The organism is Janthinobacterium sp. GW821-FHT03C10 (assembly GCF_059420865.1).
This window is the reverse complement of sequence record NZ_JBWKUN010000001.1, coordinates 644,704-655,489: the sequence shown is the minus strand read 5'-3', so window position 1 is coordinate 655,489 and position 10,786 is coordinate 644,704. Positions and strand designations below refer to the sequence as shown.

9 protein-coding genes are annotated in these 10,786 nt (G+C 65.3%); 1 reads left to right on the top strand and 8 read right to left on the bottom strand.

Annotation, left to right across the window (positions count from 1 at the left end; translation table 11 throughout):
• Window positions 1–13 precede the first annotated feature (13 nt).
• From AC07VH_RS02635 to AC07VH_RS02615, 5 genes are all read right to left on the bottom strand, one after another.
• The gene (locus tag AC07VH_RS02635; protein ID WP_494786678.1) at window positions 14–1,171 is read right to left on the bottom strand and encodes an ABC transporter substrate-binding protein; all 1,158 of its coding nucleotides are present in this window, start codon (window positions 1,169–1,171) and stop codon (window positions 14–16) included.
• Between the two features lie 124 nt (window positions 1,172–1,295).
• Window positions 1,296–2,303: an NADP-dependent oxidoreductase gene (locus AC07VH_RS02630; protein ID WP_494786677.1), complete on the bottom strand. Its 1,008-nt coding sequence runs from the start codon at window positions 2,301–2,303 to the stop codon at window positions 1,296–1,298.
• Between the two features lie 35 nt (window positions 2,304–2,338).
• The gene (locus AC07VH_RS02625; RefSeq protein WP_494786676.1) at window positions 2,339–3,151 is read right to left on the bottom strand and encodes an oxidoreductase; all 813 of its coding nucleotides are present in this window, start codon (window positions 3,149–3,151) and stop codon (window positions 2,339–2,341) included.
• Window positions 3,152–3,249: 98 nt separating this feature from the next.
• Window positions 3,250–3,885 (bottom strand): TetR/AcrR family transcriptional regulator, encoded by a 636-nt coding sequence (locus tag AC07VH_RS02620; RefSeq protein ID WP_494786675.1) that lies wholly within the window; start codon window positions 3,883–3,885, stop codon window positions 3,250–3,252.
• 74 nt (window positions 3,886–3,959) lie between these two features.
• On the bottom strand, window positions 3,960–4,364 hold the full coding sequence (locus AC07VH_RS02615; protein ID WP_475413783.1) for a ribonuclease domain-containing protein: 405 nt from the start codon (window positions 4,362–4,364) through the stop codon (window positions 3,960–3,962).
• 420 nt (window positions 4,365–4,784) lie between these two features.
• Here AC07VH_RS02615 and AC07VH_RS02610 point away from each other — a divergent pair, with 420 nt between their 5' ends.
• Window positions 4,785–6,644 (top strand): amidohydrolase, encoded by a 1,860-nt coding sequence (locus AC07VH_RS02610; RefSeq protein WP_494786674.1) that lies wholly within the window; start codon window positions 4,785–4,787, stop codon window positions 6,642–6,644.
• Window positions 6,645–6,739: 95 nt separating this feature from the next.
• Here the strand turns inward: AC07VH_RS02610 and AC07VH_RS02605 are convergent, their stop codons facing one another.
• The 3 genes from AC07VH_RS02605 to AC07VH_RS02595 all read right to left on the bottom strand — a co-directional run bounded on the left by AC07VH_RS02605 (window position 6,740) and on the right by AC07VH_RS02595 (window position 10,688).
• On the bottom strand, window positions 6,740–8,689 hold the full coding sequence (locus AC07VH_RS02605) for an FTR1 family protein (RefSeq protein ID WP_494786673.1): 1,950 nt from the start codon (window positions 8,687–8,689) through the stop codon (window positions 6,740–6,742).
• Between the two features lie 158 nt (window positions 8,690–8,847).
• The gene (locus AC07VH_RS02600) at window positions 8,848–9,552 is read right to left on the bottom strand and encodes a hypothetical protein (RefSeq protein WP_494786672.1); all 705 of its coding nucleotides are present in this window, start codon (window positions 9,550–9,552) and stop codon (window positions 8,848–8,850) included.
• A gap of 101 nt (window positions 9,553–9,653) precedes the next feature.
• Complete coding sequence (locus AC07VH_RS02595; RefSeq protein WP_494787105.1) at window positions 9,654–10,688, bottom strand: zinc-dependent alcohol dehydrogenase; 1,035 nt, start codon at window positions 10,686–10,688, stop codon at window positions 9,654–9,656.
• Window positions 10,689–10,786 lie beyond the last annotated feature (98 nt).

Sequence of the window (10,786 nt, the reverse complement as noted above, 5' to 3'; positions counted from 1 at the left end):
AGGGGGACGCGCATCACTTCGCGCCAGGCGCCGGGTCCGCCGGCACGATCCTGCCGTCGGCGATGCGGGTCAGGAAAACGGCCGTCGACGCCTGGTGGTCGCCTGGCCGCAGCGTCACCTGCAGGCCGCCGAGATCGAGCCGGTCGAACGTCTCGAAACTCTGGATCAGGCGCTCGCGCGTGAGGCCGGCGCCCGCGCGGTGCAGCGCCGCCACCATCAGGGTGGCCGAGATGCAGCCCTCGAAACTGACGAAAGACAGCCTGGCCGACGGTACGTGCCGGGCCAGCAGCGCGGCGCAGTCGGCGGCGATCGGCAGCTGGCGGTCTTCCGGCAGGGGCACCACCTGCGAAATGACGATGTTGTTGCCTTCCGTGCCCAGCAGCTGCAGCAGGCTGTCGGTGCCGACAAACGATACCGTGGCCAAGGCCGCCTTCAGCCCGGCCTGGCCCGCCTCGCGCACGAATGCGGCCACCGGCGTGTAGGGGCCGGCCATGATCACCGCTTGCAGGTCGTGCCCGATCAGGGCCGCCAGGCCCGCCTTGACGGCCGTCGTGCCGCGCTGGAACGCGCCCTTGGCGACGAGTTCCATGCCGCGCCGCTGCAGGGCGCGCACGGTGCCGTCGAGCACGGCATTGCCGAAACCGTCGTCCTGGTACAGCACGCCGAAGCGCTGGATGCCCCGGCTGGCGAAGTACTGCACCAGGGCATCGGACTCATCGTCGTAACTGGCGCGAAAGTTGATGATTTCATGCACCACGGGGCGGCGCAGGGTCATCGCGCCCGTAAATGCGCCCACCAGCGGCACCTTCATTTCCTGGACGATCGGGATGACGGCGTTGGTGGTGGGCGTGCCTACGTTGCCGAACAGGGCGAACACCTGTTCTTCCTCGACCAGCCTGAGCGTTTCGCTGATGGCGCGGTCCGGATCGTAGCCATCGTCGGCCACCACCAGTTCGATGCTGCGGCCATGGATGCCGCCGTTCCGGTTCGCTTCCTGGAACACGGCCGTCGCGCCGTCGAGCATGGCCCGCCCCAGCCCCGATGCCGCGCCTGTTTGCGCATTGACCATGCCGAGCCGGATGTGCGTATCGGTCACGCCCGGTTCGGCGGCATGGCCGGTGCCGGCCGCGAGGGCGATAGCGAACCAGCAGCATTCCGGGAAAACGCGCATGAGCTACCTTTATTGAAGTTGAGCGGTATCAATAGGTAAAGGGTTGACAACGAGTATGGCCGAAATTGCCAACGCAAAACTCACACATAGTCACGGCGCCCAACGCCGTTGCGGCGCGGCCCGTTCAAGGCACGGGCAGCCGCACCACCACCTTGCCGCGCGCGCGGCCCTGCGCCAGGTAGGCCAGCGCCTGTTTCGCCTCCAGAAAAGGAAACACCTGGTCGATGACGGGACGGATGGCGCCCGCTTCGAGCAGGGCGGCGATCTGCGCCAGCTGGCCGCCGTCGGGACGCACGAAGTGGAAGGCGTAGCTGGCGCCGCGCCGCCGCGCCTGGCCGATGATCTTGCGGCTGAGTAAGCCGAACACCAGTTTCAGCACCACGTGCATGCCGCGCGCGCGGGCGAACGCGGCGTCCGGCGGGCCGATCAGCGAGACGACGCGACTGCCAGGCTTGACGATGCGCAAGGCCTTTTCCAGCCCGTCGCCGCGCACCGTGCCCAGCACAGCGTCGTAATCGCGCAGCACCTCCTCGAACGGTTGTTTCTTGTAATCGATCACCTCATCGGCGCCCAGGCCGCGCACCAGTTCCACGTTGGCCGTGCTGGTGGTGGTGCCCACGCGGGCGCCCAGGTGCCGGGCCAGCTGGATGGCAAACGTGCCGATGCCGCCGGAACCGGCCGGGATGAACACCTTCTGGCCCGGCCGCAGCTGCATGCGCTCATGCATCGCTTGCCACGCCGTCAAGCCCACCATGGGAATCGACGCCGCCTGCACGAAATCGAGGTTGGCCGGTTTCAGGGCGGCCGCCTGTTCCGGCACGACGGCATAGTCGGCCAGGCTGCCATGTGGCGTGTCGAAAATGCTCGCATACACGGCGTCGCCCGCCTTGAAGCGCGTGACGCCGCTGCCGACTTCCACGACCACGCCGGCCAGGTCGCTGCCCAGGGTGGCCGGCAAGCGCATTTTCAAGATCGGCTTGAAGTCGCCCCTGGGAATCAGGTAGTCGATGGGATTGAGTCCCACGGCGTGCACGCGCACCAGCAGTTCGCCGGGACCGGGCGCGGGGCGGGGCAGGTCGGCAAACGCCACGTGATCGAGGCCGCCGTATCGTTTGAGTTGCAATGCTTGCATGATGTTCTCTCTGAATGCTGAAAAGGCGCTGGCGCTCAGGCCAGGCGCAGGTCCTTGCGCAAGCCGGCGTCCATCAGCGCGGCGGGCAGGAAACGGCGCATCAGGCGCAGGCGTGCCGCCAGCGGCCCGGCCGTGTAGCGCAATTTCGGCTGGCGCGCCTGGGCCGCCGCCAGGATGGTATCGGCCACGACGCCAGGATCATCGGCGCCGGCCATCAGCGCCTGCAGCCGGCGCGTGACGTCCGCGCGCACTTGCCGGTAGGCGGACAGCGGGCTATCTGGCGCCAGCAGATTGGCTTCGAACGTGGTTTTCGTGTAGGCCGGCTCGATGACGCTGGCGCGGATGCCCCAGCCGCGCACTTCATGGTCGAGCGATTCAGTGTAGCCCTCGATGGCGTGCTTGCTGGCCGAATACAGTGCGCCATAGGGCATGGGCAGGAAGCCCACGACGGAACCGATATTGAGGATGCGCCCGCCGCCCTGGGCCCGCATGTGCGGCAGCACGGCCAGGGTCATGCGCACAACGCCGTGGAAATTCGTATCGAATATCGCTTGCGCTTGCGCCACGCTGCTTTCCTCGGCGCCCGCTGGCGCCACGCCGAAACCGGCGTTATTGACCAGCAGGTCGATGCGGCCCTCCGCCTGCAGGACGGCCGCGACGGCCGTCGCCACCGAGGCATCGCTGGTGACGTCGAGCGCCAGCATCGTGTAGTCGCGCACGTCTTGCGCTTGCGCGCCGCGGCGGCTGGTGCCATACACCATGTAGCCCGCCTGCGCCAGGCGTTGGGCCGTGGCGGCGCCGATGCCGGACGAGGCGCCGGTGACCAGGGCAATCTTGTTGTTGTTCATGGCAGTTCCTTCAGTGGTGGACAGTTTTGGAAATAAAATATGATGATCGTCATATTGCTGTTTGAAAAAAAGCCCGGGACGGACCCGGGCCATGGGCGTTACGGCTGGTTTGTCTCTTGAAACTGCGCCAGGGTGGCCGCGCACAGCGCGTCCGACAGGGCCGGTTCGTCGACGGCGCGCGCCAGGATGGTGGTGCCGATCATGGCGCACACCGTCGCCATGGCTTGCGCGTGCGCTTCCGGCTGGCCCCAGTTCGGCAGCTGGCGCGCGAACAGGTCGATCATTTCCTTGATGTGGATGGTGGCGGCGCGCCGCACCTCGGGCGCCTGGCGCGGCATTTCCGAACCCAGCGCCGAGACGGGGCAGCCCACCTCGATGGCGGCGATGTGTTCGGGCGACAGGTAGGCGGCCAGCATGGCCTGCAGCGCCTGGCCGGGCGGGGCGGAGGCGGCCACCCGGGCCGCCAGCGCCACCGCTTCGGCGCCCGCGCGGTCGCCCGCTTCGGCCAGCAGCGCGTCGCGCGAAGCGAAGTGCGCATAGAAGCCGCCGTGCGTCAGGCCCGCTTCCTTCATGATGTCGGCCACGCCCGTCCCCGCATAGCCGCTGCGGCGGATGGCGCGCGTGGCCACCTCGACGATGCGGTCGTGGGTGGCTTCCTTGCGGCTGAGCGCCGTGGGTTTGGCCCCTGAGTTGTTCGATGTCGCAGTAGGTAAATTTCGCATGACGATCATCATATCGCAGTTTTGAACATCGTGCACGCGACGCGCCGCAGCAGGTGTTCCGCTGCTGCGGCTCGTATTTGAAAAAACTAGTTCTTCAGGCTGCAAAAGGACGCATAGTGATCCTGCGTGTAATAGCGTTCCACCAGCTTGCGTTTCCCCGCCGGGGTCTGCACAAGCAATACCGCACGATGGGAACCGGCTCCGCCATCGCCGCCGATACCCAGATAATATTCATAATAAACCTCGTCCTTGCCTGCGGCGGGAAGGCGGCGTTCATTGTTATTGAAGACGGTATTGCCCGGACCACCGGCCACCGCGGTCGTCTTCGCATTGCGGTATGCGTCATATTCGCTGTTTTGCGGGGTGGGCAGGGTTTTGCTCGGTTCCCTTTTGCCGCAGTCGGGAATTTTCGCCGCATAGGCATGCGAAGATAACAGGGCGCCTGCCACAATAAGACCCAGCGACCAGGTTGTTGCGCGTTGAGTTTTCATCGATAAGCTTTCGTTGGTGGTGCATTCAATGGATGGGAATTTCTGGATACGGCCGCTGTTCGGGCGGCCGGCATAATCTCTGCAATGCTGAATATAATTAAAATTTATAAAATATAGCTATCCAATTGTCACGCGATGATCTATGTCGGGATTTCTTTTGCCGGAAACATTGGAAGATAAAATTCTTCTGAAAATAAATACGCTGCAGGGTGTCAGAAAAATCCATGCAGTCATTTACATTCACGTGACAATGTTTGAGTCTTTTTGATTTTCAATTCGTTATGCTCCGAGATAGTTACTGGCAACAAGCAAGCCAGTCCGGACGTAATATTCTCCCGATATTCTGTCGTTGGGTATATTTAAACCAGAATAATGGATGACTTCATTGATTTAAATCATTAACTTCTGATAGGAATCTGCATGAGCCATGACCATCTCGGTTGCGCCTGCTGCAACCTGCCCCATCTGCCAGCATTGACTAGCGGCCTGTTGACGGAAACCGTACCCGGCGGTGAACTCGATGCGGCGTTTCAACAAGCCTATGGCCAGCATTCCCGGACACTGGCGCCGCAAGCCATGATCTTCCATAACGGTGTGATCCATACCCTGGCCAGCGCCGGTAGCGGCCAGGTGGAGGCCCTGGGCATCGCCGGCGGCAGCATCGTTGCCGCCGGCACGCTGCACGCGGTGCGCCTGGCCATGCAGCCGCACCAGCCGGGCGAGACGGATTTGAACGGACGCACCTTGCTGCCTGGTTTCGTCGAACCCCACATGCACGTCCTGCCCAGCGCGCTGTACAGGAGCTGGCTGCCGCTCACGCCGTTCCAGCAGCCCCCCCTGCAACAGGAGCTGGATCCTGAATACAGTTTCCACAGCATCAGCCGGCAGATCGGCAACGCGCTGGCCCAGCCGGACACGCTGCCGAAAGACAAGAATGGCAACCCTTGGGTGCTCGGTTTCGGCGTCGATCCCTCGCTGATGCTCGATTGGGAAGATATCACCGCCAGCCGGCTGGATCCGCTGAGCGGCACGGTGCCCATCCTGCTGATGAACTCTTCCGGCCACCTTGCCTATCTGAATACCGCCGCGCTGAACGCGGCTGGCATCACGGACACCCCTTCCGGCGTGCTGACCGAGATCAATATCGCCAAGGCGCTGCTGGTCGCGCCGCAACCCAGACTGCTGGAATTTGTGGCCAGCCTGAAGCAGGTGCTGGACAACGCATCCGCCATGGGCATCACCACCGTCTTCGATGCCGGCCTCGGTGCCACCGAGCAGCCGCAGCTGGAAATCGGCTTGCTCAAGCTGGCGGCGCACCTGGGGCCCGTGCGCATCGGTGCCGCGCTGTTCACCAAACCCGAAGAACAGGCGCTGGACCACTGGCTGCAGCGCTACACGCCGGATCTGGACAGCCGCGGCGACCAGCGTTTCAGCATCAAGGCGATCAAGCTGATCGCGGATGGCTCCAACCAGGGCTTGACGGGCTACCAGAGCGAGCCCTATGCCTGTTCGCACGAGCACTCCGTTCCCGGGGTGCCGGACACTGGCCTGAGCAATTATCCCGAGACGTCCGTGTTCACCCGCATGCTGGACAAGGCGGTGGGGCACGGCTGGCCCGTGCTGGTGCACGCCAACGGCGACAAGGCGGTGGAATATGTGCTGGACAGCTACGCGCAGGTACTGACCGCGCAGCCGGGCGGTCCCGGCGAAGAGGAGGCGCGGAAGCGGCGCCAGCTGCGGCTGCGCGTCGAGCACGCGTCGCTGCTGAATGACGCGGCAATCGACAAGATGGCGGAACTGCAATTGAATCCCAGTTTCCTCATCGGCCACGTCGGCTACTGGGGGCATACGTTCCAGCACACCATTTTTGGCCAGGAGCGCGCCCAGTTGCTGGACCGTTGCCACTCGGCATTGCAAGCGGGTATGCGCATCAGCTTGCATTCGGACCATTTCGTCTCGCCGCTGGGCCCCTTGCGCATGATGGAGCAGGCGGTGTTCCGCACCATGGAAGCCGCGCCGGCGAAAGAGGTGCTGAATCCGGATGAGCGCCTGGGCCGCATGGCGGCCTTGCGCGCCGTCACGCTCGATGCCGCCTGGCACTGCCACCTCGATCACCTGGTCGGCTCACTGGAAGCCGGCAAGCGGGCCGACCTGGTGATTCTGGCGCAAGACCCGCTGGACGAGACCGTGCGCAAGCTGCGCGACATCGTGGTGGAGGAGACCTGGCTGGCAGGCGTAAAAGTACACGGCAACAAGTCGTCGGGCGCCACGGCGCGCTAAGCCGCCGCAATGCAACAGCCCCCGATGGCGGCCTGCTGCTATCGGGGGCTGGCGGAAACGCCCGTACCGGCGCGCTTCAAGGGGCGAACTTAATGTCAGGCCAGCTTGCGCTTGCCTGCGGAAACGCGGTTCCAGCCATAGCCGGCGATGATGATGGCCAGGATGGCCGCCTGCGCCAGCAGGGTTTCCGCCGTCGGCAGGATGCCCAGCAGGTCGATGCGCATGAAGTCGACGGGGGTGACGCCGACCCAACCCGCTTCCTGCAGTGCGGCGACGCCTTTGCCCATCAATATCACGGCCAGCACGGCCACGAAGGCGGATGTCCACGAGAAGAACTTGCCGATCGGCATGCGGGCGCTGGTGCGCAGCAAGGCCCAGGCGATCACCACCAGCAGCACGATGGCCACCAGGAAGCCGCCCAGCAGGGCGCCGCCATTGCCGTCCGCCGCCAGCGCGGAATAGAACAGCACGGTTTCAAACACTTCGCGGTAGACGGCGATGAAGGCCAGGGCGAACAGGCCCCAGGCGGAGCGCCGCGTCATCGCCGCCGTGAGTTTCTCGTGCAAATATTCCTGCCAGCGCCCGGCGCTGCTCTTCTGGTGCATCCACAGGCCCACGCTGAGCAGGACCAGGGCCGCGAACACGGAACCGAGCCCTTCGCTCACCTCGCGGCTGGCGCCGCTGATGGTCACCAGATACGTCGCCGCCACCCACGTCAGGCCGCCCGCCACCAGGGCGCTGGCCCAGCCCGCATGCACGTAAGGCAGCACGTCGTTGCGCTTGGCCTTGCGCAGGAAGGCGATGATGCCGATGACGATCAGCAGCGCTTCCACGCCTTCGCGCAGCAGTATCGTCAGCGCGCCGACAAAAGTCGTCATCGGATCGGCCTTGGCGTCGCCCAGTTCCGCTTCCACGTGGGTAAACAGTTGCTGCAGCGTTTCGCCGGCCGCCTCGGCGTCGGCCACCGTGCCCTTGGCAACGGCGGAACGGTAGGCCAGCATGGCGTTTTCCACGGCCAGCAGCAGGGATTTGTTGCGTGCGCCGACCATCGGCTCGATCGGCTCGAAACCGTCCAGGTAGGCGGACAGGCCCAGGCGCGTGGCGCCTGCGCGGTCGCCCGCATGCATGGCGGCCAGGCTTTCGGCCAGGCGCATACGCGACAGGGCCAGGCCGGCAGGCTTGTGCGCCTCGGCCTTGTCAGGATGGCTGCGCAGGTATGCCGTCAGGGCCAAGGCCTCATCCGCGCCCAGCTTGGCGGCCGCCGCTTCCTGCGTCACGGTCGTCACGGCGGCCAGGTCCGCATACAGTTGCTTGGCCCGTGGATCGTCCTGCCACAGCTTTTCGCCGTGGCTGCGCGCCGCCGCGTCGTGCGACATGCCGCCAACAAAAAAAGCCAGGTCCCAGCGCTCGTTTTCGGACAGCTGGCCGAAACTGGCCATCGAGGTGCCTGCCACGCCTTGCGAAATGACCTGGTACAGGGCCATCACGCTGCGCGACTGCGCCCGATCGCCATCCGTGAAGGCGATCGGCTTCGGTTCCAGGCTGGCCGCCAACGGACCGTCGCCGCCGCCGGCCACGCCGTGGCAAGAAGCGCACTGGGCCGCATACAGGGCCGCGCCGCGCGCCAGGTTCGGCAGCACCTTCGGCGCCACGGGGATCGGGTAGGCGGCAATCAGCAAGCCGTTCGCGTGGTGCGCCAGGCGCTTGACTTCCACGCCATCGGCCTTGGCCACGACGGCTTTGCGCAGGTCGGCGATGGCGGCGGCGATGGCCGCCTGCGATGCGTGGGCGGGCAGGGCGGCGATCTGCGTCGTCGCGTTGTCGGTAAAGTCGAGCATTTCCGCGTATTCCGCCTCGCTGACCACTTTACCGTGCTCGACGGCGCCGCTGTAATCGACGGCAACATAATCAATGAGTTGCCACAACTGTTTGGCGCCGGCGCCAGGATCGGTCGCCTGCGCCTGCGCGCCTCCGGCCAGTAACAGGCTGAGGCTGGCAGCCACGAGCGGATAGCAGACCAGCCATTTCTTGATAGAACTGAACATGATTCTCATTCTCATTTGTCGTTAACCCGGCGACTATAGGACAGACGGTGCAGGGTGTCAACGGCGCACGGGCGTGCGCGGGTGCAAACGGCGCTGTGCTGGCCGATATTCTTGACCAGGACAGCGTGCGTGGAGAATGGAAGGAGGAGGGAAGAAGGCTACGGCTTCGATGCCGGTTTGGCGTACAGGCCCCTGGCCAGGCCATTGTCCGCATCGTCGACTTTCAGGCCGCCCTTGACGACGCGCAAGGCCAGCTTCTGGAATGCCTGGCCCCGCAGCCATTGCGGGTCGGTGACGGCGAACGCGGCGATGCGCTCCTGCGCGCGCGCGGGCGGCACGGCCAGCCATTGGTAGTCGGCCTTCGCCCCCTGGCGGCGCAAGCCGGCGCGCACCCAGCGTTCCGAGGCCGGCATGCGCACGATGGCGTCGCCGTTCGCCACGCTCACGGCCGTGGCCGTCTTGCCGCTTTGCGCCTCGAATTTCACCTCCACGCCGGCCATCGGCCCCACTTTGGGGAAGCCGACGATGGCCACCCACAGGCCCGCTTCGGCAGGCTTCTGGATGCGCATTTCCGCTTCCTCGAACACGCGGAACTGCGGCTCCTTGCCGCCGTTGCCCGTCACCAGGGTCACCGTGTCGCCGGCAACGCGCCACTCGCCGCTGGCTTGCTCGTCGGTATTGCCGTAGCTGAGCGTCCATTCGAAGGTGCCGTCCTTTTTCAGCAGCAGCTCGGACCCCGTTTCCATCACGCCTTGCAGGTAATAGTGTCCGGGCAGCGTTGACGGGGCCTGGCCGGCCGCGCCGGCCGCAAGCGGCCAGGCGAGGGCGGCGCAGGCCAGCAGGCTGGAGAGGATTTTTTTCATCGCTGTGTCCTTGTTGTGTCTTTTATGAAATGCCATCATAACAACGGCAATTGCTTGCCGTCGCACCATAGGACACAGCGGCCGCGCGGCCGGAGTCGCGCTCAGCTGCCGCTGAAATCGAGCACCACGCGCGAGGCGACCTTGCCATGTTCCAGCCGGTTGAAGACGTCGTTGATGGCCGACAGCGGCTGCAATTCGATGCCGGCCTTGACCTTGCCGGTGGCGGCAAACGCCAGCGCCTCGGCCATGTCCTGGCGCGTGCCCACAAAAGAGCCGCGTATCGTCACGCAATTGGCGACGACGTCGAACAGCGGCGTGGGGAAGTCGCCCGGCGGCAAGCCCACCAGCACGCAGGTGCCGCGCTTGCGCGTCATCGCCACGCCTTGCTGGAAGGCATCGATCGACGGCGCCGTGATCAGTACGCCGTGCGCGCCGCCGCCCGTCGCTTCGCGCAAGGCCGCCACGGGGTCGCCCTGGCGCGCATTGATCGTCACTTCGGCGCCGAGGGCGCGTGCATGCTCGAGCTTGCCTTCATCGATGTCGACGGCCGCCACGCGCAAGCCCATCGCCACCGCATATTCGATGGCCAGGTGGCCCAGTCCGCCGATGCCGGATACGGCCAGCCACTGGCCCGGCCGTGCGCCCGTTTCCTTGATGCCCTTGTAGCTCGTTACGCCCGCGCAGATGATGGGGGCCGCCTGCACTGCAGAAAGACCGGCCGGGATATGCGCGACGTAGCGCGGGTCGGCCAGGATGTATTCGGCGAAGCCGCCGTTCTTCGTGTAACCGCCGAACTGCGCCTCGGCGCACACGGTTTCCCAGGCTGCCAGGCAATGTTCGCAATGGCCGCAAGCGGAATAGAGCCAGGGCACGCCGACCCGGTCGCCCAGCCGCACCTCGGTCACGCCCGTGCCCAACTCCACCACCACACCGATGCCTTCGTGGCCGGGAATGAATGGCGGCGACGGCTTGACGGGCCAGTCGCCGCGTGCCGCATGCAAGTCCGTGTGGCAGACGCCGCACGCTTCCGTCCTGACGAGGATCTGGCCGGGGCCAGGCACCGGCACGGGTACGTCGCGCAGCACCAGCGGCTGACCCAGTTGTTCGACAACGGCGGCTTTCATGGTAGTGGGGATCATGGTATTCCTTATGAAGTGGGTACGTGTAGTGCAGGGTGCAGGCCGAACCATCGTCGCTTGAATAGCGGCTTGCGCATGATCATATTCTGCTGCAC

Bases quoted from the DNA above. Each gene is read 5' to 3' on its own strand.
- AC07VH_RS02615 (WP_475413783.1), bottom strand. From the start codon at position 4,364: ATGAAAACTCAACGCGCAACAACCTGGTCGCTGGGTCTTATTGTGGCA.
- AC07VH_RS02635 (WP_494786678.1), bottom strand. From the start codon at position 1,171: ATGCGCGTTTTCCCGGAATGCTGCTGGTTCGCTATCGCCCTCGCGGCC.
- AC07VH_RS02600 (WP_494786672.1), bottom strand. From the start codon at position 9,552: ATGAAAAAAATCCTCTCCAGCCTGCTGGCCTGCGCCGCCCTCGCCTGG.
- AC07VH_RS02610 (WP_494786674.1), top strand. From the start codon at position 4,785: ATGAGCCATGACCATCTCGGTTGCGCCTGCTGCAACCTGCCCCATCTG.
- AC07VH_RS02605 (WP_494786673.1), bottom strand. From the start codon at position 8,689: ATGTTCAGTTCTATCAAGAAATGGCTGGTCTGCTATCCGCTCGTGGCT.
- AC07VH_RS02620 (WP_494786675.1), bottom strand. From the start codon at position 3,885: ATGATGATCGTCATGCGAAATTTACCTACTGCGACATCGAACAACTCA.
- AC07VH_RS02625 (WP_494786676.1), bottom strand. From the start codon at position 3,151: ATGAACAACAACAAGATTGCCCTGGTCACCGGCGCCTCGTCCGGCATC.
- AC07VH_RS02630 (WP_494786677.1), bottom strand. From the start codon at position 2,303: ATGCAAGCATTGCAACTCAAACGATACGGCGGCCTCGATCACGTGGCG.